At 74.6% G+C, this 21,489-nt stretch carries 16 protein-coding genes and 1 pseudogene; 11 read left to right on the plus strand and 6 right to left on the minus strand.

Features of this window, described 5'->3' with window-relative positions; all coding sequences use genetic code 11:
* Positions 1 to 72 precede the first annotated feature (72 nt).
* Both ACI784_RS05195 and ACI784_RS05200 read right to left on the minus strand, forming a co-directional pair.
* Positions 73 to 1,983 (minus strand): helix-turn-helix domain-containing protein, encoded by a 1,911-nt coding sequence (locus ACI784_RS05195; protein WP_457012707.1) that lies wholly within the window; start codon positions 1,981 to 1,983, stop codon positions 73 to 75.
* Entirely contained in the window at positions 1,980 to 4,025 is a 2,046-nt protein-coding gene (locus ACI784_RS05200) for a helix-turn-helix domain-containing protein (RefSeq protein ID WP_457012708.1), read from the minus strand. Before ACI784_RS05200 ends, ACI784_RS05195 begins: the two co-directional genes overlap by 4 nt.
* A gap of 352 nt (positions 4,026 to 4,377) precedes the next feature.
* On the opposite strand from ACI784_RS05200, the gene ACI784_RS05205 reads away from it, so the two are divergent.
* From ACI784_RS05205 to ACI784_RS05215, 3 genes are read left to right on the plus strand one after another with little or no spacing between them, the layout of a single operon-like run.
* Complete coding sequence (locus ACI784_RS05205) at positions 4,378 to 5,628, plus strand: LLM class flavin-dependent oxidoreductase (protein ID WP_457012709.1); 1,251 nt, start codon at positions 4,378 to 4,380, stop codon at positions 5,626 to 5,628.
* A 1-nt stretch (position 5,629) separates the two neighbouring features.
* On the plus strand, positions 5,630 to 6,280 hold the full coding sequence (locus tag ACI784_RS05210) for an NADPH-dependent FMN reductase (RefSeq protein WP_456925712.1): 651 nt from the start codon (positions 5,630 to 5,632) through the stop codon (positions 6,278 to 6,280).
* Positions 6,277 to 7,317, plus strand: coding sequence for a 3,4-dihydroxy-2-butanone-4-phosphate synthase (locus ACI784_RS05215; RefSeq protein ID WP_457012710.1), 1,041 nt, complete (start codon positions 6,277 to 6,279; stop codon positions 7,315 to 7,317). The genes ACI784_RS05210 and ACI784_RS05215 overlap by 4 nt, the downstream gene beginning before the upstream one ends.
* Positions 7,318 to 7,347: 30 nt before the next feature.
* Here the strand turns inward: ACI784_RS05215 and ACI784_RS05220 are convergent, their stop codons facing one another.
* Positions 7,348 to 8,223, minus strand: a complete 876-nt coding sequence (locus ACI784_RS05220; RefSeq protein ID WP_457012711.1) for an ABC transporter substrate-binding protein — start codon at positions 8,221 to 8,223, stop codon at positions 7,348 to 7,350.
* A gap of 64 nt (positions 8,224 to 8,287) precedes the next feature.
* Here ACI784_RS05220 and ACI784_RS05225 point away from each other — a divergent pair, with 64 nt between their 5' ends.
* Positions 8,288 to 9,634, plus strand: coding sequence for an amidase family protein (locus ACI784_RS05225; RefSeq protein ID WP_457012712.1), 1,347 nt, complete (start codon positions 8,288 to 8,290; stop codon positions 9,632 to 9,634).
* 9 nt (positions 9,635 to 9,643) lie between these two features.
* On the opposite strand, the gene ACI784_RS05230 is transcribed toward ACI784_RS05225, so the two are convergent.
* Positions 9,644 to 10,501, minus strand: coding sequence for an alpha/beta fold hydrolase (locus tag ACI784_RS05230; protein ID WP_457012713.1), 858 nt, complete (start codon positions 10,499 to 10,501; stop codon positions 9,644 to 9,646).
* Between the two features lie 166 nt (positions 10,502 to 10,667).
* Positions 10,668 to 11,039: a hypothetical protein gene (locus ACI784_RS05235; RefSeq protein WP_457012714.1), complete on the minus strand. Its 372-nt coding sequence runs from the start codon at positions 11,037 to 11,039 to the stop codon at positions 10,668 to 10,670.
* Between the two features lie 107 nt (positions 11,040 to 11,146).
* Between ACI784_RS05235 and ACI784_RS05240 the strand changes: the two genes are divergently transcribed.
* From ACI784_RS05240 to ACI784_RS05250, 3 genes and pseudogenes are all read left to right on the plus strand, one after another.
* Positions 11,147 to 13,105 (plus strand): primary-amine oxidase, encoded by a 1,959-nt coding sequence (locus tag ACI784_RS05240; protein WP_457012715.1) that lies wholly within the window; start codon positions 11,147 to 11,149, stop codon positions 13,103 to 13,105.
* Positions 13,098 to 14,537 (plus strand): annotated as a pseudogene (locus ACI784_RS05245) (APC family permease). The gene ACI784_RS05240 and the pseudogene ACI784_RS05245 overlap by 8 nt, the downstream one beginning before the upstream one ends.
* 71 nt (positions 14,538 to 14,608) lie before the next feature.
* Entirely contained in the window at positions 14,609 to 15,202 is a 594-nt protein-coding gene (locus tag ACI784_RS05250; protein WP_457012716.1) for a TetR/AcrR family transcriptional regulator, read from the plus strand.
* Positions 15,203 to 15,253: 51 nt separating this feature from the next.
* On the opposite strand, the gene ACI784_RS05255 is transcribed toward ACI784_RS05250, so the two are convergent.
* Positions 15,254 to 15,862 carry a TetR/AcrR family transcriptional regulator gene (locus ACI784_RS05255; protein ID WP_457012717.1) on the minus strand — a complete coding sequence of 203 codons (609 nt, stop codon included), beginning with the start codon at positions 15,860 to 15,862 and terminating at the stop codon, positions 15,254 to 15,256.
* 184 nt (positions 15,863 to 16,046) lie between these two features.
* On the opposite strand from ACI784_RS05255, the gene ACI784_RS05260 reads away from it, so the two are divergent.
* The 4 genes from ACI784_RS05260 to ACI784_RS05275 all read left to right on the plus strand — a co-directional run bounded on the left by ACI784_RS05260 (position 16,047) and on the right by ACI784_RS05275 (position 21,485).
* The gene (locus ACI784_RS05260) at positions 16,047 to 16,886 is read left to right on the plus strand and encodes a MoaF C-terminal domain-containing protein (protein WP_456925722.1); all 840 of its coding nucleotides are present in this window, start codon (positions 16,047 to 16,049) and stop codon (positions 16,884 to 16,886) included.
* Between the two features lie 253 nt (positions 16,887 to 17,139).
* Positions 17,140 to 18,546, plus strand: coding sequence for an APC family permease (locus tag ACI784_RS05265; RefSeq protein ID WP_456925723.1), 1,407 nt, complete (start codon positions 17,140 to 17,142; stop codon positions 18,544 to 18,546).
* Between the two features lie 327 nt (positions 18,547 to 18,873).
* Positions 18,874 to 19,848 (plus strand): MBL fold metallo-hydrolase, encoded by a 975-nt coding sequence (locus ACI784_RS05270; protein ID WP_457012718.1) that lies wholly within the window; start codon positions 18,874 to 18,876, stop codon positions 19,846 to 19,848.
* Positions 19,845 to 21,485: an FAD-dependent monooxygenase gene (locus tag ACI784_RS05275; protein ID WP_457012719.1), complete on the plus strand. Its 1,641-nt coding sequence runs from the start codon at positions 19,845 to 19,847 to the stop codon at positions 21,483 to 21,485. The genes ACI784_RS05270 and ACI784_RS05275 overlap by 4 nt, the downstream gene beginning before the upstream one ends.
* Positions 21,486 to 21,489: the final 4 nt, after the last annotated feature.

Here is a 21,489-nt window from a genome sequence, read left to right on the forward strand (position 1 = left end):
ACCGGACCCCGCGGGGTCCGGTCCCCTCCCCTCGGTGCTGATCGCCAGACAGGGGCCGGACCGGGCCGTCAGTCAGGGAGCCGCTGGCTCCCCGGGCGCGGCAGGCCGGGTGGCGCGGTACAGCTGCAGGGCCATCTGCATCTCCAGGGCCCCCTGCGGTTCCCGCCAGCCGGCACCGCCGAGCACCCGGTCGACCCGCTCCAGCCGCTGGTAGACGGTGTTGACGTGCACCTGCAGCCGGCGCGCCGCCTCCGGCGGGCTCTGCCCGCAGGCGAAGTAGGCCTCCACGGTGTCGAACAGCGCCGCCGAGTGCTGGGTGTCGTAGGCGGTCAGCGGCCCGAGCACGCGGTCGACGACCCGCTGCACCCGCCCGGGTGTCGCGCCCTCCAGCAGCTGGCCGACGATGCCCAGCTCCTGCAGCGTCGCCCCGTCCCCCTCCCGCCCGAGGGCGAGCAGGAGCCGGTGCCCCCGGGCCGCCTCCCGGTGCAGGGCGCGCAGGTCGGTCGCCGTCGCCGCCTGCCCGGAGGCGCCCGCGGTGACCGGGGCGCCCACGGATCTGCCGAGCTCGGCGGCGACCGTCCGCGCCGCCGCCCCGCCGTCCGTGCCCGGCAGGAGGACGACCACCGACCCGCTGTGCTCGCTGGCCAGGCCGCTCGACCGCGCGGCCAGGTCGGCCGCGGCGGCCAGCAGCGCCGACAGCGGCACGTCGGTGGCCGAGCAGACCACCAGCGTCTGCGGCTCTCCCGGGCGCAGCACGCCGAGCCGCTCGGCGCGCCGGCGCACGACGTCCCGGTCCGGGGTCCCGTCGGCGAGCAGGTCGTCGAGGAGCTCGGCGCGCAGCTCCTCCTCCAGGAGCGCAGTCTGTCGCTCCATGAGGACCAGCAGGGCGGCGGTCTGCGCCGCGCGCTCCAGCGTCCGCGTCTCCGCCTCGGTGAGCGGGGTGACGCGGGTCAGACGCAGGCTGCCGAAGACCTCCTTGCCGGCCCGCACCCGGACGACCGCCGCCGCGGCCGGGCCGGCGTCGTCCCCGGCCGGGCCGTCCGCCGCGGCCAGCAGCCGGTCGTCGGTGTCCACGAGCTCGACGGCACCGTCCAGGATGCGGGCGACCGTCTCGGCGAACTGGCCGAGGTCGGCGCGGCTGAGGGCCAGCGGCATCAGCTGCTCGTGGGCCTCGCTGGCCCGCTCCAGCACGTGCCGCTGCGCGGACAGGCGGGCGTTGGCCTCGCGCAGCTCCTCGGTGGAGGCCCGCACGCCGGCGAACAGGCGGGCGTTCTCGATGACCACCGAGGCGTGGTCGGCCAACGACGAGAGCAGGGCGATCTCGGCCTGGTCGAACGTCCGCCGGCGGCGGTCGGCGGCGAAGAGCGCACCCACCACCTGCGAGCCCAGCTTCATCGGGACGCCGACGATGCCGACGATGCCCTCCTCGCGGACGGCCGCCGAGACCGAGGGCGAGAGCGTGAGGCGGGGATCGGCCAGGTAGTCGGCCGTGGCGATCGGCTGGCCGGTCTCGATGACCCGGCCACCGATGCCCCAGCCGCGCGGCTGGCGCACCGACTCGATCGGCACGGTCCGCGCGCCCGAGGTGACCCGCATGTACGCGTCGCCGGTCTCCTCGTCTACCAGCGCGATGTACGTGAGGTCCGCGCCCAGCAGCCGGCGCACGCGGTCCACGATCGCGTGCAGGGCGCCGTCGACGTCCCGCAGCGACGTGAGGTCGCGGGCGGTCTCGTACAGCGCCTGCATCTCCGCCTCGCGCCGCTTCCGCTGCGCGAGCAGCTCCCGGATGCGGCGGGCGTCCTCGGCGGCGAGCAGCAGCACCTGGCGGTCCGGGAGCTGCGGCGCCTCGCGCACCTGGGCGGCGAGGGCGTCGATCTCCGTGATCGGCCCCTCCTCGGCGAGCACGTCGAGCAGCCGGGCCAGGACGGCGGACGGCGCCGGGGCGCGGCCGGTCGGGGCGGGGCGCTGACCCGGGCCGTTCACGAGCCGACCAGCACCTCGATCGGGACCTGCTGGACGACCCGGTGGAGCTGCAGGGCCATCTGCATGGTCAGGGCGCCCTGCGGCTCGCGCCACGTCCGGTGCCCGAGGACGACGTCGACCCGCTCGAGGCGCTGGTAGACGGTGTTGGGGTGCACCCGGAGGGAGCGGGCCGCCGCCCGCGGGTTCTGCCCGGCGGCGAAGAAGACCGACAGCGTCTCGACCAGCGGGGTGCCGTGCTCCTCGTCGTAGCGGACGACCGGACCGAGGGTCTCGGCGAGCACCTGCTCCAGCTGCTCGCGCGAGGTGCCGCTGAGCACCAGGCCGATGACGCCGAGGTCCTCCACCCCGGCGGCCTGCCCCTCGCGGCCCAGCGCCAGCAGCAGCCGGTGGCACCGGTCGGCGCTGCGGTGCAGCTCGCGCACCGCGGCCGCCGAGGTAGCCGGCCCGGCCACGCCGCAGGTGACCTGCCCGCCGGTCATCCGGTCCAGCTGCGGCTTGACGGTGCGGCCGACGGTGGCCTCGTCGACCCCCGGCAGCAGCAGCACCACCTTCCCGGCGTGCTCGCTGGCCAGCCCGCGGCGCGTGGCCGCGTAGTCCGCCGTCGCCCGGAGCAGACGCCGGCGCGGCACTCCGCCCGCGGTGAGGACGAGCACGGTGTGGGGGACGTCGAAGTCGATGCCGCTGGCGCGCTTGGCCCGGCGGGTGAAGGAGTCCCAGCGGGGCTCCCGCTCGGCGAGCAGGTCGGCGATGACCTCTCCCCGGACGTGCTGCTCGGCCGCCGCCGCCTGCCGCTCCATCAGCAGCAGGAGCGCCGCCGTCTGCGCCGAGCGCTCGAGGACGCGCACGTCGGCCTCGAGCAGCGGCTCGGCGGCACGGAACACCAGGTGCCCGAAGGAGTCCGGGCCCGCCTGCACCGGCACCGCCCAGCTCTCGCCCCCGGCGTCGGCCGGCCCGTCGAGCCGGCGCGCGCCGCCCGGGCGGGCCGTCGCCGGCGCATCCGGTCCCGCGGCCGCCAGGTCCGCGGCCGGCGATCGGCCGCCGGCCCGGGTGGTGGCCACGACCTGGCCGTTCGGGTCGACGAACGCGACCTCACCCTCGAGGATCGCGCCGATCGCGTCGAGCAGCTCGGCGAGGTCCGCCCGCCGCAGCACCGTGCGCATCAGCTGCCCGTGCGCCGAGGTGCCGCGTTCCAGCGCCTGCCCCTGCACGCGCTGCTGGGCGTTGGCCGTCCGCAGCTCCTCTGCCGTCCGCTCCGCCCGCTCGAACAGCCGCACGTTCTCGATGACGATCGCGGCGTGGTCGGCGAGCGAGGACAGCAGCGCGACCTCGCTCGGCTCGAACGAGCGCTCGTACCGGTTGGCGCCGAACAGGGCGCCGACGACGTCCCCGCCGACCCGCAGCGGTGCGCCGATGATGCCGACGATGCCGTCCTCGACCACCGCGTCGGCGACGGAGGGATCCCGGTCCAGGCTCCGGTCGGCCTGGTAGTTGGCCGTCGCGTAGGGCCGGCCGGTCCGGATGATCCGCCCGCCGATGCCCTGCCCCGGTCGCTGGCGGACCGACTCGATCCGCGTGGTGACCGTGCCGAGGGTCAGCCGCATGTAGACCTCGCCGGTGTCCTCGTCCACCAGCGCCAGGTAGGCGGCGTCGGTGCCGAGCAGCTGGCGGGTCCGGTGCACGATCGCCTCGAGCACCTGCTCGCCGTCCCGCAGCGAGGCGAGGTCCCGGGCGCTCTCGTACAGCGCCTGGGTCTCCTTCTCCCGGCGCTTGCGGTGGGCCAGCAGCTCCCGCACCCGCCCCGCCCGCGCCAGCGCGGTCAGCGCGAGGTCCCGGTCGGCGGGGGCGGTCGCGTCCAGCACGCTGCGCGAGAGCCGGTCGAAGGCCTCGGCGGGCGCCTCCTCGGCGAGCAGGTGCAGCAGGTGGGCGATGGCCCGGTGCGCCGGCCCGGCAGCCCCGCTGCGCGGGAGCCCGCCGTTGCGGGCGGCCGGGACGGTGGCCGCGGGCACGCGCCGGCCCGACGCCGCGGCTGGTGCGCTGGTCATGTGGCCCGGGTCACCTCCGTGTCCTCACCGTACGGCAGCTCGCCACCCGGTCGGACGCGTCTCCGCAGGGGCGCCCACCCGTGTGACCGACCTCACGTCCGCCCAGTGTGCGGAGCAGGCGGACCGGCGGAACAGGGTTAACCGCACACACCTCACGCATGTGGGGTGGACATCTCTCCACCGCGGTCGTCGCCGTCGGTCGTCCGTCCGCGGTCGCCGGACGGGTGTGACGCTGCCCACCGCTCCCCGGGCACGAGTGGACGGACGTCCGTTGTCCGGGGCTGCCGGGCCGTTCGACAGTGGGCCCGTTCCCAGCGGCGACGAGGACGCGACAGTCCGGGATGAGGCGACGATGAAGTTCCACTGGTTCGCGGAAGTGACGTACGACGGGCTCCCTGACCAGTTCCCGGCCCCCGGCCAGGGGGCCTGGGTGGACAGCCCGATCGACATGGCCGACCCCGAGCGCGTCGGTGAGAACTACCGGATGTTCATCCGCCTCATGCAGCAGGCCGACCGGGACGGCTTCGACGGCCTGGCGGTCAACGAGCACCACCAGACGCCGTTCGCGATGACGCCGTCGCCCAACCTGCTGGCCGCCAGCCTCGCGAGCAGCACCGAGAACGCGGCGATCCTGGTGATCGGCGACTCCCTGGCGCTGTACAACCCGCCGACGCGGGTCGCCGAGGAGATGGCCTACCTGGACTGCCTGTCCGAGGGACGGCTCATCGCCGGCTTCGTCTTCGGCACCCCCATGGACTCCGCCTTCGCCTACGCCCGCACCCCGGTGGAGCTGCGCGACCGCTTCCACGAGGCGCGCCGGCTCGTCCTGCGCGCGTGGGAGGAGCGGGAGCCGTTCGCCTTCAACGGCAAGTACACCCAGCTGCGCTACGTCAACCTCTGGCCCCGGCCGATCCAGCCGCGGCCGCCGATCTGGATCCCCGGGTCGAGCAGTGTCGAGACGTGGGAGCTGGTGACCCGCGAGAACTACTGCTACGGCCACCTCTCCTTCTCCGGCCTCCAGGCGGCCAAGCCCCTGGTCGACGGCTACTGGGACTACGTCGCCGCCAACGACGGCGACATGAACCCGCACCGCATGGCCTTCACCCAGCTGGTCTGCGTGGCCGACACCGACGCCGAGGCGGAGGCCAAGTACTACGAGGCGGTCAAGTACTTCCAGCGGGTGCGCAACCCCGCCATGCGGTACGCCACCCCGCCCGGCTACAACTCGACGACCTCCCTCGCCCAGACGCTCAAGCACACGACCAACCCCGCGGCCGCCGCCGACCGCGAGCGGGCGGTGCGCGGGGAGATGAGCTTCTGGGAGTACGACGAGAAGGGCTACATCGTCGCGGGCACCCCCGACCGCGTGGCCCAGCGCCTGCGCGAGCTGGCCACCGAGCTGCGCGTCGGCCAGCTGATCGCCTCCCTGCACATGGGCAACCTCCCGGAGGAGACCGCGGCCGAGAACACCCACCTGTTCGGCACCCAGGTCATCCCGCAGCTGCGCGACCTGTGGGCCGACCAGCCCGACCACTGGACCCCGGAGGTCAGCCAGCGGCGGGTCGCCGCCGCGAGCCGGCCGGCCGTGCCGGCGGGGGCCTGACGTGGCCGCGGCGACCACCGCCCGCCCGGACCCGGGACGGGACGGAGCGCGGCCACTGCACGTCGTCGGCCTCGGCGGCACGGTGCGCCCCGGCTCGTCCAGCGAGCAGGCGCTGCGCACCGCGATGCGCCGGGTCGAGGCGCTCGGCGCCACGACCCGCGTCTTCTCCGGCGCGGAGCTCACCCAGCTGCCGATGTACGCCCCGGAGTGCGGCAGCGGTGGCCCCGTGGCCGAGGACCTCGTCGCCGAGCTGCGGCGGGCCGACGGGGTGATCGTCGCCTCGCCGGGCTACCACGGCTCGCTGTCGGGCCTGGTGAAGAACGCCCTCGACCACACCGAGGACATGCGGTCCGACCGGCTGCCCTACCTCGCCGACCGGTCGGTCGGGCTGATCGTGACCGCGTACGGCTGGCAGGCGTCGGTGACCACGCTGACCGCGCTGCGGGCGATCGTGCACGCCCTGCGCGGGTGGGTCACCCCGTACGGCGCGGCCATCAACTCCGCGCAGTGCAGCTTCGCGGACGGGACGTGCAGCGACCAGCGCGTCGTGGAACAGCTGCACACCGTCGCGGACGAGGTGGTCCGCTTCGCCGAGCTGGTGTCGGCCCGCCGCGACACCGCGGTGCCCGCCGGACAGGGGGCCGGGCGATGACCGTGCTGGCCGAGTGCCCGGAGCGGGTCGACGGTGTGCCCGGCGCCCTGGCGGCGCTGCGCCGCGGCGAGCCGGTGGTCCTCACCTGCGCCGGCGAGCGGCACCTGGTGATCGCCGCCGAGCGGGTCACCGGCGAGACCATGGCCCTTCTGGTCCGCTACAGCAGCGGCTTCGCCTGCGTGGCCCTCGAGGGGGAACGGCTGGCGGCCCTCGACATCCCTCTGATGGAGGCCGACGACGCCGGCCGTGAGGCGTTCGCCGTGTCGGTCGACGCGTGCGCCGGCCTAACCACGGGCATCTCCGCCCTGGAGCGCGCCCGGACCGCCCGCGCGCTGGCCCACCCGTCGACGACCCCGGCGGACCTCGTCCGTCCCGGGCACGTCGTGCCGGTGCGGGTGCGCCCGGGTGGCGTGCTGGAGCGCTCGGCGCCGCCGGAGGCCGCGACCGACCTGTGCCGCCTGGCCGGGCTGGTTCCCGCGGCGGTGCTGGCGGCGGTGCCGGAGTCGGGGTGGGAGCCCCTGCCGCCGGCGCTGGACGCCCTCGCCGCCGTCGACGTGGAGGACGTCGTCCGGCACCGGGAACGGGTCGAGTCCCCGGTGCGGCCGGCGGGCACCGTCTCCCTGACCACCCGGCACGGGGAGTTCCGGCGGCACGTCTACGTCGACGCGGCCGACGGCACCGAGCACCTGGCGGTCGTCGCCGGGGACGTCGACGGCGGCCACGCCGTGCCGGTCCGCGTGCACGTCGAGTGCCTGGCCGGTGACCTGCTCGGGTCGGTGCAGTGCCGCTGCGCCGGCGACCTGGACGCCGCGCTCACCGCGGTGCGGACGGCGGGCCGCGGCGTGGTGGTCTACCTGCGGGGACGCCGGCCGATGTGCGAGGACGGCGGCGACCCGGCGGAGGCCGCGCACCGCCTGACCGCGCACGTGCTGCGCGACCTCGGCGTCGGCTCGGCGGTCGTGCTCACCGACGACCCGGGCGACGCCGACGGCCTGGGCGGGTTCGGCGTCCCGGTCGTCGGTGTCGCCCAGCTGTAGGGCAGACGGCTCGGGGCGGGAACGCCCCGCTCAGCCGGCCGGCCGGGCGACCCGCCCGGCCGGCGGCTCCGGGACCGCGCCGGGGTGCAGCGCCCAGGCGAGGGCCTCGACCCCGTCGACGAGGCCCGGTCCGGCCTGCACCACGCAGCGGGCGGAGTCGATCGCCAGCAGGGGCATCCCCGGCAGCCGCTCCGCGACCGCCGCGCACTGCTCGAGCGCCGCCGCCAGGCCCAGCCCACACGGCGCGACGACGACCAGGTCCGCGGCCGGCAGGTCCGCCCAATCCGCCGCCACGCTGCGGTCGCCGTCGAGGGCCCCCACCGGCTCGCCCCCTGCCCGGCGGACGAGCTCGGGCACCCAGTGACCGGGGAGGTAGGGCGGGTCGGTCCACTCCAGGACGAGCACCCGCGGCCGGGGCCGGCCCGCGACCGCCCGCTCGACGGCGGCCAGCCGGCCGCGCAGCTCCCCCACCAGGTCCGCCGCGACGTCGGGGACGCCGGCCGCGCGCCCGACCGCCGCGAGCGCGTCGAGCACCTCGTCCAGGGTGTGCGGGTCGATCGAGACGACCTCGGCGTCGGTGCCGATCGCCCGGCACGCCTCCTCCACGGTCGCCGCCGGGAGCGCGCAGACCCGGCAGAGGTCCTGGGTCAGGATCAGGTCGGGGTCGGCCGCGGCCAGCGCCGGGCGGTCGAGCTCGTAGAGGGGCAACCCCGCGGCGACCCGGTCGCGCACCCAGGCGTCGACGTCCGCCGGCGCGAGCCCCTGCGGGAGGGCGGTGTCGACGACGACGGGGCAGCGCTGCCGGGCCTCGGCGGGACACTCGAAGGTGACCGCGACCAGCCGGTCGGCCAGCCCGAGTGCCGTCACCATCTCCGTCGCGGCCGGCAGCAGGGAGGCGATCCGCACCGCGCCACGGTAGCCACGCGGCGGGCAGGATGACGCCGCACCGGGACCGGCGGGAGGGGACGACGTGGCGACGATCGACCAGGTCCGGCAGCGCATCGCGGCGACGTCCGCGGAGGAGGTGCTCGCCGAGAGCCTGGAGCGGGCGCGCGCGATCGCCGACCTGGGCGCCTTCATCACCGTCGCCGACACCGCGGCGGGCGGGTCCGGGCCGCTGGCCGGCGTCCCGCTGGCGGTGAAGGACAACCTCGACACCCGCGACCTGCCCACCACCGGCGGGACCCCGGCGCTGCGGCACTCCCGGCCGGGCCGCGACCAGCACGCGGTCGAGCGGCTGCGGGCGGCCGGGGCGGCGGTGGTCGGCAAGACGAACCTGCACGAGCTGGCGCTCGGCGTCACCAGCAACAACGCCGCGTTCGGCCCGGTCCGGAACCCGCACGACCCGAGCCGCTCGGCCGGCGGCTCCTCGGGCGGTTCGGCGGTCGCCGTGGCCACCGGCGTCGTCCCCGTCGCGCTGGGCACCGACACCGGCGGCTCGGTGCGGGTGCCGGCGGCGCACTGCGGTCTGGTCGGCTGGCGCCCGACGGTCGGCCGCTGGGGCTCCGGCCGCACGGTGCCGATCTCCAGCACCCGCGACACCGCGGGGGTGCTCGCCACGACCGTCGCCGACGCCGCGCTGGTCGACGAGCTGGTCACCGGGCAGCAGGCACCCGCCCCCGACGACCGGCCGCTGCGGCTCGGCGTCCCCCGGATCGGCTTCCACGACGACCTCCACCCGGAGGTCGCGGCCACCACGCAGCGGGCGCTGGACCGGCTCGCCGACGCCGGCGTGGAGCTGGTCGAGGTCTGCGTGGCGGACGCGCACGCGCTGGACGCGGAGTGCGGGTTCCCGATCGTGTTCTTCGAGATCGCCCGCGAGCTGCCGGCCTACCTCGCCACGCTGCCCGGGCCGGAGAGCCGGCTGACCCTCGCCGACGTCCTGGCCCAGGTCGCCTCCCCCGACGTCCGCGGGGCGCTCGAGCTCGCCGCCGGCGGCTCGGTCACCGAATCGGTCCACCGGGAGAACCTCGCCGTCCGGGAGCGGCTGCGCGCGGCCTACGCCGCCGCGCTGCGCCTCCCGGACGGCGACCCGCTCGACGCGCTCGTCTACCCGACGGTGCCGATGCCGGCGCCACCGGTCGGGGACGACGACACGACCGAGCTGGCCGGCCGGCAGGTGCCGGTCTTCCTGACCACGATCCGCAACACCGGGCCGGGGTCGACCGCCGGGATGCCGTCGATCTCGCTGCCGGCGGGCGCGACGGCCGCCGGGCTGCCGATCGGCCTGTCCCTGGAGTCACTGCCCGGCACCGACGGCGCGCTGCTCGCGGCGGCCGCCCGGGTGGAGGCGGTCCTGGGTGCCGCCCGCCGGTAGCCGGCGTCCTCAGCCGCGGGCGGCGCACACCTCGGCGAGCCGGCGCAGCTCGTCGAGCACCACGTCGGGGCGCTCCAGGGGCAGGAAGTGCGACGTCGGGTACTCCCGGTACCGGGCGCCGGGGACCGCCGCGGCGGCGGCCCGCACGTCGGCGGCGTCGACGAGCACGTCGTAGCGGCCGGCCAGGAAGGTGGCGGGGGCGGCCAGCGGCGACAGGTCGAGCGGCGCGTGCTCGGCGGCCGCCACGGCCGCGTGCCGGAACCACGCCCAGTCCTGACCGGCGAACTCGTGCGCGACCTCCAGCAGCCCGGTCAGCCGGGCGGCCTCCGGCGCCCCGGGGTCGGCGCCGGCCATCGACAGCAGGGGCTGCCACTGCTGCAGGCCTGCGGTGACCAGCGGCAGGAACGGGCCGACCACCGGCAGCAGCCGGCTGCCGTGCCGGCCGGCCGTGGACCGCAGCCGGCGCGGCACGCCGAGCGACCCGAACAGCGACGAGAAGCTGCCGCCGGGCACCCCGGCCACGGCCAGCACGCCGCGGGCCCGCTGCCGGTCGGCCAGGGCCAGCTCGAAGGCGATGTTGACCCCCAGCGACCAGCCGACGACGAGCGCGGGCGGGAGGTCGAAGGCATCCAGGACGGCACGGGCGTCGGCGACGTGGTCCTCGACGCGGACGCGCTCGGGGTCGGCCGGACGCTCCGAGCCGCCCAGCCCGCGGTGGTCCCAGCCGACCACCCGGAAACCGCTGTCCGGGGCGAGCAGGGCCGACCACGCGGCGGGCGAGGCACCGAGGCCGTTGCACAGGAGGACGGGGACACCGTCCTGCTCGTTCGACCAGGCGCGCAGGAGCGTCCCGTCCGCACTCGGCACCGGGCGCGGGCGGACCGGGGGCTGACCAGCGGTGATGGGTGCCCTCCCCAGGACGGGCGCCCCGGACCGGTCCGCGGCCGGGGCTGGATCTGCGGCCGCCTCCGAGGCTAGGCCACCGGCACCGGGTCCGGCCGCGGTGTGGCAGAGCCGACAGGCCCGGGGCGGGTCAGCCGACAGCCGTCGCGCGCGGCCGGCCGAGGGCGAGCCCGGTCAGCGCGAGGACGAGGCCCAGTGCCGGGACGGCGACCATCGCCACCCCCACCGCTCCCCCGCCGGCCGTCCCGTGGTGCGCGTGCCCGGCCGCCACCAGCGGGTGGGCTCCCACCATGGCCGCGGACACGGCGGCGGCCTGCACCCAGGCGCGCCGGCGCGGGAGCAGGGCCAGGTGCACCGCGCAGGGCAGGCAGGCCATCGCCATGCCGAGGAGCACCAGCACCTGCGCCGACGACGGCGGGGCGCCGGTGGCGAGGGCGAGCACGTGCACCGCAGCCGACCCCAGCGCGGCCGCCGCGGCCGCCCCCCGGACAGTCCGCGGCACCGACCCTTCATTCGACTTTAGGGCACGGTCTTCACATAGCGAGACAGCACTTGTAACGTGGGTCACGCAGTCTTTCTACACCCGTAGAACCAAAACAGGGAGCCCCCATGGCCGCACCCACTGCCGCCCCCTCCGTCACCCACCCGCTCGAGCTGCTGACCGCCGAGGAGGTCGCCACCGCCCGGCAGGTGCTGGTGGACGCCGGCCTGGTCGCCGACTCCACGCGCTTCGTGTACGTGGGCCTGGAGGAACCGGAGAAGGCCGCGCTGTACACCGGCGCACCGGTCGACCGCCGGGTCCGGGTCCTGCTGCACGACGTCGAGCGGCCCGACGCCCACGACGTCGTCGTCTCGGTGAGCCGCCGGGCAGTCGTCTCCGACCGCGCGCTCGACGCCGCCACCGACGGGCAGCTGCCGGTGCTCGACGAGGAGTTCGCCCTCGTCGAGGAGGTGCTGGCCACCGACGAGCGCTGGCTGGCCGCGCTGGCCGCCCGCGGCCTCGACGTCGCCGACGTCCGGGTGGCGCCCCTGTCGGCGGGCGTCTTCGAGTACCCCGAGGAGACCGGGCGGCGCATCCTGCGCGGCCTCGCCTTCCGCCAGGACCACCCGCGCGACCACGCCTGGGCCCACCCCGTCGACGGACTGGTCGCCTACGTCGACGTCATGAACAGGACGGTCGACCAGGTCCTCGACCTCGGTCCGGTGCCGGTGCCCGAGGAGTCGGGCAACTTCGACGACCCGGCGGTCACCGGGCCGATGCGCACCACGCAGCGGCCGATCGAGATCACCCAGCCCGAGGGCCCGAGCTTCACCCTCGACGGCAACCTGCTGACCTGGGAGGGCTGGCAGCTGCGGGTCGGGTTCGACGCCCGCGAGGGCCTGACCCTGCACCAGATCGGCTTCGAGGACGGCGGCCGGCTGCGCTCGGTCGTCCACCGGGCGTCGATCGCCGAGATGGTCGTGCCCTACGCCGACCCGTCCCCCGTCCGCTCGTGGCAGAACTACTTCGACACCGGCGAGTACCTGGTCGGCCGGTACGCCAACGCCCTGGAGCTGGGCTGCGACTGCCTCGGCGACATCACCTACCTCGACGCGGTCATCGCCGACGAGCGCGGCAACCCGCAGGTGCTGCGCAACGCCATCTGCATGCACGAGGAGGACTTCGGGATCCTCTGGAAGCACACCGACGCGTGGGCCGGCTCGTCGGAGACCCGCCGCCAGCGCCGCATGGTGATCAGCTTCTTCACCACCATCGGCAACTACGACTACGGCTTCTACTGGTACCTCCACCTCGACGGCACCATCGGCTTCGAGGTCAAGGCCACCGGCGTCGTCTTCACCTCCGCGCACCCGGGCGAGGGCTACCCGTACGCCTCCGAGATCGCCCCGGGCCTGGGGGCGCCGTTCCACCAGCACCTGTTCAGCGCCCGGCTGGACATGGCCGTCGACGGCCCGACCAACACCGTCGAGGAGCTGGACTTCGTCCGGGTCCCGATGGGGTCGGGCAACCCGCGCGGCAACGCCTTCGCCCAGCGCCGGACGACGCTGCGGACGGAGTCCGAGGCGCAGCGGATGGCCGACCAGTCCGTCGGCCGGGTCTGGCACATCAGCAACCCGGACAGCCGCAACCGCCTCGGTGAGCCGGTCGCCTACGCGCTGCTGCCGGAGGGCCAGCCACCGCTGCTGGCCGACCCCGACAGCCCCATCGCCCGCCGGGCCACCTTCGCGACCAGGCACCTGTGGGTGACGCCGTACGACCCCGCGGAGCGCTACGCGGCCGGCGACTTCGTCAACCAGCACCCGGGCGGCGCCGGCCTGCCGGAGTACGTCGCCCGCGACCGCGGGGTGGAGGCCACCGACCTCGTCGTCTGGCACACCTTCGGGCTCACCCACGTCCCGCGGCCCGAGGACTGGCCGATCATGCCGGTCGACCACACGGGCTTCCGGCTCAAGCCGGTCGGCTTCTTCGACCGCAACCCCACCCTCGACGTCCCGCCCAACGCCAGTGCCCACTGCCGCTCCCGGTCCACCGGCGGCCCGACCGAGGGCGGTTCCTGCCATGAGTGAGCTCTCCCCCACCGCGACCCCGGCCGCCACCCCCACCGAGGAGCCGGCCGGCCGCGGCCTGCGCGGCTCGATCGGCGTCGTCGGGATCGTGTTCCTGGTCGTCGCCGCGGCCGCGCCGCTGACCTCGATCGGCGGCGCCCTGCCGGTCATGCTCGCGATCGGCAACGGTCCCGGGAGCCCGCTGGCCTACGTGGTGGCCGCCGTCGTCCTGCTGCTGTTCAGCGTCGGGTACGCGGCGATGAGCCGGCACGTCGTCGACGCCGGCGCCTTCTACGCCTACGTCAGCAAGGGGCTCGGCACGCCGGTGGGCGTCGGCGCCGCCGGGCTGGCCCTGCTCACCTACACCGCCATCCAGGCGGCGATCTACGGCCTGGCCGGCGCCACCGCCCGGGGCCTGGTCGTGCAGTACGGCGGCCCGGACCTGCCCTGGTGGGTCTGGTCGCTGCTGCTCATGGCGGTCGTCGGGCTGCTCGGGTACCGCAACATCGACGTCGGCGCCAAGGTCCTGGGCGTCCTGCTGACGCTGGAGATCGGGGTCATCGCCGTCGTGGCGATCGCCGTGCTGGTGCAGGGCGGGGCCGACGGCATCGACGTCCGGTCGTTCACGCCGTCGGAGTTCTTCTCCGGCGCACCCGGCATCAGCATCATGTTCGCGATCGCGTCCTTCATCGGCTTCTAGGCCACCGCCATCTACGGCGAGGAGGCGCGCAACCCGCGGCGGACGGTGCCGCTGGCCACGTACGTGGCCGTGGTCCTCATCGGCGGGTTCTACGCCCTGGCCAGCTGGGCGGTCGTGCTGGCCTTCGGCACCGACGGCGTGGTCGCGGCCGCCCGGGCCGACACCGCGGGACTGGTCTTCAGCGCGACCGCGCAGTACCTGAGCCCGGCCGTCGCCGACGCCATGGTGGTGCTCCTGCTGACCAGCCTGTTCGCCGCGCTCCTGGCGTTCCACAACGCGATCTCGCGGTACCTGTTCGCGCTGGGCCGGCAGGGCGTGGCACCGGCCGGGCTCGGCCGGACCCACGACCGCCACGCCTCCCCGCACGTCGGCTCGCTGGTGCAGACGGCGTCGGCGTTCGTGGTGGTCGCGGTCTTCGCCGTCGCTGGCTCGGACCCGGTGCTGCAGCTGTTCACCTGGATGTCGGGCCTGGCGACGGTCAGCGTCCTGCTGCTCATGGTGCTGACCAGCGTGGCCGTCCTGGCCTTCTTCGCCCGCAGCCGGGTGGACCGGCGCGTCTGGCACACCCGGGTCGCTCCGCTCCTGGGCACGCTCGGCCTGCTCGGCATCGTGGCGCTCGTGCTGGCCAACTTCACCACGCTGATCAGCGGGTCCGCCGGGCTGGCCGCCGTGCTGCTGGTCGTCATCGCCGTCGCGTTCGCCGCCGGCGTCGCCGTCGCGCTGGCCCGGCGGCCGCAGCGGACCGGCGCCTGATCCCGGCACCGCGGCCCCGTCCCCTCGTCGTCCAGACTGGGACGTCGGATCGTCGAGGGGACGGGAGCCCGGTGCCCAAGCTCGTAGACCACGGGACCAAGCGTCGCGAGATCCTCGAGGTGACGTGGCGGCTGATCGCCACCCGCGGCGCGGACGCCGCCACCATGCGGGAGATCGCCCGCGAGGCCGGCTACGCCAACGGCGCCCTCGCCCACTACTTCGCCAACAAGGACGCGCTGGTCGAGGCGGCCTACGGCTACGTCTTCGACCGGACCAACGACCGCATCCGGGCGGCCACCGCCGGGCTGCGCGGCCGGCCGGCCCTGCGCGCGTTCCTCGTCGAGGTGCTGCCCACCGCCGAGGTCACGCGGCTGGAGGCCCGGATCGTCCTGCCCTTCTGGAGCCGCACCGTCGCCGACCCGCGGTTCGCCGCCCTCAACGACGCGGCGATGCAGCAGTGGCGGGGGGAGCTGCGGCGCCTGCTGGCCGAGGCACGGGAGGACGGCGACGTCACGGTCGGCACGCCCGACGACGTCCTCGCCGAGCAGCTGCTCGCCATGGCCATGGGCCTGCAGGTCCTGGCCACCCTGCCGGAGAGCCCCACACCGGGGGCGACACAGCTCGCGCTGCTCGACACCTTCCTGGCCGGGCTCTCCGCCGGCTGACCGCCGGTCACGCCAGCGGGCCCAACAGCGCCCGCAGCCGCTGAGCTGCACCTAGCCCGCCGTCGGGCTCCCATCGCGCGACTCGGGAGTGAGCAACGAGAGCAGCCCGCGCAGGTACCCGAGGGCTGCCTGGGTCCGGTCCGGGTGACCGAGTGCGAGCTCCTGGAACACCATCCCGTCGACGGCGGCGAAGACCAGGTGGACGAGCGCGTCGTCGCAGTCGATGCCGGCGCACTCGAGCTCCCGCCGGAGCGCTGCTCGATACGCCGCGTACATCGCCTCGACGTGCGGGCGCAGCTCCGGCTGCCTCCGCGACTCCAGGATCAACTCGAACCCGAAGACCTGGTCGTCGGAGAAGTCCTCGAGGAGCTGGGCGAGGCCGGCGAACAGTGAGTCGATGTCCCCACTGCCGGGCCGCGTGCTGATCGACGCAACGCTGTTCTCCAGCGAGTACTCGAGTGCCGCCTCCAGGAGCGCGTCTCGCGTACCGAAGTGGTGCGCCACCAGCCCGTGAGCGACGCCGGCCTCCTGGGCGACGGCGCGGTACGTGAGGTGGCGCAGGCCCCGGGTGGCCACGACGTGGACGGCCGCGGCCAGGAGGGCGCGTCGCCCTTCGCCGTACCGGGGACCGGCACGCCCCGCGGGGGATGCGCTCGTCATGTCGCCTCTCTCCTGGGTCACGCCCCGCCCTCGCGACGCGGTTCGGTCCCGGACACGGTGCGTTGCGTTCGAGGTTGCCAGAGATGTCTGTGGCTGTCCACTTGACCAGTTTGCCGCCATGCGTCACCGTCTGTGCCACCGCTCACAACTGTCCAGATGGACAGTCCGAATGGAAGGCAGCCGCATGACGATCCCCACGACAACCGCGTTCAGCTGGGACAAGAACGACTGGACCGCCCTCAGCGACATGGCGGAGGGCTTCGACGAGTACCGACCCCCACTGTCGGCCGGCCTCGAGGGGCAGACCCTGACGCTCCGCTGCCGAGTGCCGGAGGTGACCGGCAGCGATCACACGCTCGTGCACGACTTCGGCGCACGCGAGCTGCGATGGACCCTGCTGGACGGCGACGGTCGGCACGAGGGCAGCGCACCCTACGAGTTGTTCGAGATGCAGCCGGGCCTGTTCTTCCTGCACTACCTCCGGGACGGCGGGGACCACCCGGTCGCGGTCAGCCTCGCGCTCGACACGACGACCGGTCAGGCGACGGGCGCAATCGGCGAGCTCGGCCTACAGCCCGAGCCGCACCGCGCTCGCCAGACCTGGTTCCAGGGATGGACGGGCGTGGCGGACACGGCGGTGGCCATTCCCCATCCGGCCACGACGGAGCTCATCGGTCACCGCATCCGCTACGCGTACAGCAGTGACGACGTGTACGACCACGTCTACCTCAACGAGCACCTCTTCACCTGGATCTGCGTCGGCGGGGCCGAGGCGGGACTGGGTGACACCGACCACTGCACCCACTGGAAGCTGCGCGACAGGACGTACCTCTTCTCCTGGTTGGAGAAGAACGTCGGCGTGGAGGGCATGGTCCTCATCGACCTGACGGCGCTGCGAACGGTGGGGATCCAGTTCGGTCTCGACCAGAAGACCGGCGAGCTCGTCAACATCACGATGGGCGCCTACGCCATCGACCTCGGCCGCGCACCCGGCATCGACTCGTGCCGACCCGGCCCCGCCTGACGAGGCGAGTGGTCACCGAACCGTGACCAGCACGCACGTACGAGTTCGACGGCGCACGGAGCGAGCCCTCATCCGTGACACCCGTCGGAGACCACGGCGCCGAGTCGGCACCCCTCCAGGTCGGCAGACCGGGAGAACCGTCCCGACTCCGGGCGAGCAGACACAGCCGCGCAGTCGTCAACCGAGAGCAGCAGCCATGACCGAGAACAACACCGCCCCTCGCCCACCAGCAGGCACGACCGACGGAGGAGCCGTGGCCGTCGACGAGCCGGCACCCACCCGCCTGGCGCCCGACAAGCTCGGCGTCCTCGCGATCGCCTTCTTCGTCGTCGCCGCCGCCGCCCCGATGGCGGCCGTCGTGGGGGCGAGTCCGGTGCTCTTCTCCGCAACGGGCCCCGGCACACCGGTCATCTACGCACTCGCCGCCCTGCTGATCGCGTTGTTCGCCGTCGGCTACCTGCGCATGAGCCACCACATCACCAACGCGGGAGGCTTCGTCGCCTACATCGCCAAGGGCTTGGGCAACGTCTGGGCCACCGGCGGCGCCGGCCTGGCCCTCCTGACCTACCTCGCCCTCCAGGTCGGCCTGTGGTCGCAGTTCGGCGTCTTCGCGCAGGGGCTCGTCGCGCAACTGTCCGGCATCGACATCCCCCCGCTCGCCTGGATCCTGACCGTCTTCGCCGCGGTCACGATGCTCACGATGCGCGGGGTCGACGCCAGCCTGAAGTTGCTGGGCGTCCTCATCGTCGGGGAGGCAGCCGTCGTCGCCATCCTGGTCGTGGTTCTGATCGTGGACCACGGATTCGGCGTCTTCAGCATCGCCGGGTTCACCGCTGACAACGTCTTCGGCCCTGGCCTCGGCATCGCGCTGCTCTTCGCACTCCTGTGTTTCACCAGCTTCGAAGCCACCGTCGTCTTCTCCGAGGAGGCCAGGGACCCCCGCCGCACGATCCCGCGAGCCCTGTACCTGGTCATCGCGTTCGTGGGCGTCTTCTACACGCTCTCGACCTGGGTGATCGGTGGCGCCGTCGGCATCGGCTCCATCCAGCAGACCGCCACCGCAGATCCCGCGGGCTTCATCTTCGGCCTGGCCGAGGACAACGGCGGCCACGCACTGAGCCTCGCCATGCAGATCCTGGTGGTGACGAGTTTCGTCGCGATGCTGCTCGGGCTGTGCAACATGTTCGCGCGCTACCTGTTCGCCCTGGGCCGCGCCGGCGTCCTGCCCAGGGGGCTGGCCGCCGTCTCGCGTCGCGGCAGCCCTGGCACCGCGGCACTCGTCAACAGCGCGACGGTCGCGGTCGTCATCAGCGCCTTCCTGCTCGGCGGCGCCGATCCCATCACCGTGGTCTTCGCGTGGTTCAGCGCGCTCGGCTCAGCGAGCTTCATCGCGATCCTCCTGCTCACCTCGGTGGCGGTCGTCGCGTTCTTCCTGCGTCATCGACTCGTCGACGACGTCTGGCAGACCGTCGTGGCGCCCGTGCTGTCGATCGCGGCATTCGCCTACGCCGGATACGTGACGCTCACCAACTACACCGTGCTGACCGGCTCCGGCGGCACCGCTCAGTGGCTCCTCGTCCTGATCCCGGCCGTCCTCCTCGCGGGCATGGTCCGCGGGTTGGGCAAGAGGTCCATCGACTACTCGGCACAGGTGTTCTGACCAGCGGGACGGCACGTCCGGGCTGCCGACCGCGGGAGTGCGCCGGCCTGCTGCCGGCGGACACGACCGAGCCGCAGCGCCATGGCCACCGCATCGATCGACATGGCCTGGATGCCGGTCGGCTGACCGCTCCCCGCCCCCGCGCCCGGGGCCGCCGAGGTCCACCTCGGCGACCCCGGGCGCCGTCGTCTCCAGGCGCCGACCGCCTCCGGGAGAACGGCCGTGGGGGTTGTGTCGGCGACCACAGCCGCGTACCGTTCGAGTCGGTAAGAGAACGTCGCATTCGTTTATCGAACATCTACCACTCACCCCCCAGGAGACCGACCCATGGCCGCGAAGCCCTTCGCCTCCTCCGCCGACCTGGGCGTGAAGGAACAGACCCTCGAGGTGCTCGCCGACGGCGTGTACGCGCTGACCGCGGAGGGCGACCCGAACCTCGGTGCCATCGAGGGCGAGGACTTCCTCGTCTGCTTCGAGGCGCTGGCCACCCCGGTCGCTGCCCGCCGCTGGCTGGCCAAGCTGCGCGAGCACACCGACAAGCCGGTGCGCTACCTGGTGCTCAGCCACTACCACGCCGTCCGCGTGCTGGGTGCCAGCGCGTTCGACGCCGAGGTGATCGTCAGCTCCGAGCAGACCAGGCACCTCATCGAGGAGCGCGGCCAGCAGGACTGGGAGAGCGAGTACGGCCGGATGCCGCGGCTGTTCGAGGAGCCCGAGTCCATCCCCGGCCTCACCTGGCCGACCATGACCTTCCGCGACAAGCTGACCATCGAGCTCGGCGGCGACCGGGGCGAGCTGGTCCTGGAGTTCCTCGGCCGCGGGCACACCGAGGGCGACATCGTCGCCTGGCTGCCCAAGCAGGAGATCGTCTTCGCCGGCGACCTGGTGGAGTCCCAGGCGGCGCTCTACACCGGCGACGCGTTCCACTTCGACTGGGCCGCCGGGACCCTCGACCGCGTCAAGGCCCTCGGCGCGCGGCAGCTGGTCGGCGGCCGGGGCGCCATCGCCCGCGGCCGCGACCAGGTGGACGCCGCCATCGAGCAGACCCGCGACTTCCTGCTCACCATGCAGCGCACCGTCGGCGAGGCGCACCGCTCCGGCGGCACCCTCAAGGACGCCTTCGCCGCCACCCACGAGGCGCTGGCCCCCCAGTACGGCACGTGGCCGATCTTCGAGCACTGCCTGCCGTTCGACGTCCAGCGGCTGTGGGACGAGTTCTCCGGCATCGAGCGCCCCGTGATCTGGACCGCCGAGCGCGACCGCCAGGTCTGGGACGAGCTGCAGGGTGCGGATCCCCGATGACCCCCGACCTCCCCGTGCTGGTCGTGGGCGCCGGCCCGGTCGGCCAGACCACCGCGCTGCTGCTGGCCCGCTGGGGCCTGCGGGTCGTCGTCCTCGACGGCCGTGCCGAGCGCGACGCGATCGGCAGCAAGGCGATCTGCCAGCAGCGCGACGTCCTCGACGTGTGGGACGCCGTCGGCGTCGGCGCCGAGGTGGCCCGCCGCGGCGTCACCTGGACGACGGCGCGCACCTTCCACCACGACACCGAGCTGTTCAGCTTCCGGTTCGCCGACCGCGGGCGCTCCCCGTTCCCGCCGTTCGTGAACATCTCCCAGTGCGAGACCGAGCGGCTGCTCGACGAGCGCATCGCCGCCGAGCCCCTCATCGAGGTGCGCTGGGGGCACCGGGTCACCGGCATCCGGCAGGACGACGCGGGCGTCACGCTGACCTGTGCGGACGGCCGGTCGGTGCGCGGCTCGTACGCGGTGGCCTGCCCCGGCCCCCGCAGCGACGAGGTGCGGTCGGCCCTCGGGCTCACCTTCGACGGCGAGACGTTCGACGACCACTTCCTCATCTGCGACATCCGCACCGACCTGCCCGGGTGGGAGACCGAGCGCCGCTTCTACTTCGACCCGGTGTGGAACCCGGGCCGCCAGGTGCTCATCCACCCCTGCCCGGACTCCACCTTCCGCATCGACTGGCAGGTGCCGCCGGACTTCGACCTCGCCACCGAGGAGGCCTCGGGCGGGCTGGACCGGCGCATCCGCCAGGTCATCGGCGATCGGCCCTACGAGATCGTGTGGAAGTCGGTCTACCGCTTCCACTCCCGGGTGGTCGACCGGATGCGGGTCGGCCGGGTGCTCGTCGCCGGCGACGCGGCGCACCTGGTCTCCCCCTTCGGCGCCCGCGGGCTGAACTCCGGCGTGCTCGACGCCGAGAACGCCGCCTGGAAGATCGCCTTCGTCCTGCGCGGGTGGGCGCCGGAGTCGCTGCTGGACAGCTACCACGCCGAGCGGCACGCCGCGGCGCTGGAGAACATCGAGGTCACCGGGGCGACCATGCGGTTCCTGGTGCCCGGCAGCGAGGCCGAGGCCCGGCACCGGCTCGACGTCCTGGAGCGGGCCGCCACCGACCCCGCCGCCCGGGCGCAGGTCGACTCCGGCCGGCTGGCCGAGCCGTTCTGGTACGTCGACTCCCCGCTCACCACCCCCGACGAGCGCCGGCCGTTCCCGGGCCGCCCCGCCCGCGGCGACGTCCCCGTCCCCGCGCCCGGCGTCCTGGTGCCCGACTGCCCGGTCACCGTGGCCGGCCGGCCGGACGTCGTCCGGCTGCGCCAGCTCGTCCGCGAGGGCGTCACCGTGCTCGTGGGGGACGACGCGGAGGTCCCGGCGCTGCCGCCGGCCTCCTCGCAGGGGCCCGCCGCGAGCTCGAGAGTGGCGGGGGGCAAGGAGGTCCTCCCACTGCCGGTGGCGGTGCACCGCATCCGCGACCTCGATCCCGGCCCCGTGCTCCGGGCGGCCCTCGGCGCCCGGCCCGACGAGGTCTGGGTGCTGCGCCCGGACGGTCACGTGGCCGCCGTCCTCACCCGCACCGCCGACGTCGCGCCCGCCGTGGCCCGGTTGCTCGCCCGCCCCGTCCCGACCCCCGTCCCGGCCTGAGACA

Source organism: Geodermatophilus sp. SYSU D01186 (assembly GCF_054050215.1).

Excerpts from the sequence above, each read along its gene's own strand:
- ACI784_RS05200 (WP_457012708.1), bottom strand. The coding sequence starts at position 4,025 with ATGACCAGCGCACCAGCCGCGGCGTCGGGCCGGCGCGTGCCCGCGGCC.
- ACI784_RS05275 (WP_457012719.1), top strand. The coding sequence starts at position 19,845 with ATGACCCCCGACCTCCCCGTGCTGGTCGTGGGCGCCGGCCCGGTCGGC.
- ACI784_RS05205 (WP_457012709.1), top strand. The coding sequence starts at position 4,378 with ATGAAGTTCCACTGGTTCGCGGAAGTGACGTACGACGGGCTCCCTGAC.
- ACI784_RS05260 (WP_456925722.1), top strand. The coding sequence starts at position 16,047 with ATGACGATCCCCACGACAACCGCGTTCAGCTGGGACAAGAACGACTGG.
- ACI784_RS05270 (WP_457012718.1), top strand. The coding sequence starts at position 18,874 with ATGGCCGCGAAGCCCTTCGCCTCCTCCGCCGACCTGGGCGTGAAGGAA.
- ACI784_RS05240 (WP_457012715.1), top strand. The coding sequence starts at position 11,147 with ATGGCCGCACCCACTGCCGCCCCCTCCGTCACCCACCCGCTCGAGCTG.
- ACI784_RS05215 (WP_457012710.1), top strand. The coding sequence starts at position 6,277 with ATGACCGTGCTGGCCGAGTGCCCGGAGCGGGTCGACGGTGTGCCCGGC.
- ACI784_RS05255 (WP_457012717.1), bottom strand. The coding sequence starts at position 15,862 with ATGACGAGCGCATCCCCCGCGGGGCGTGCCGGTCCCCGGTACGGCGAA.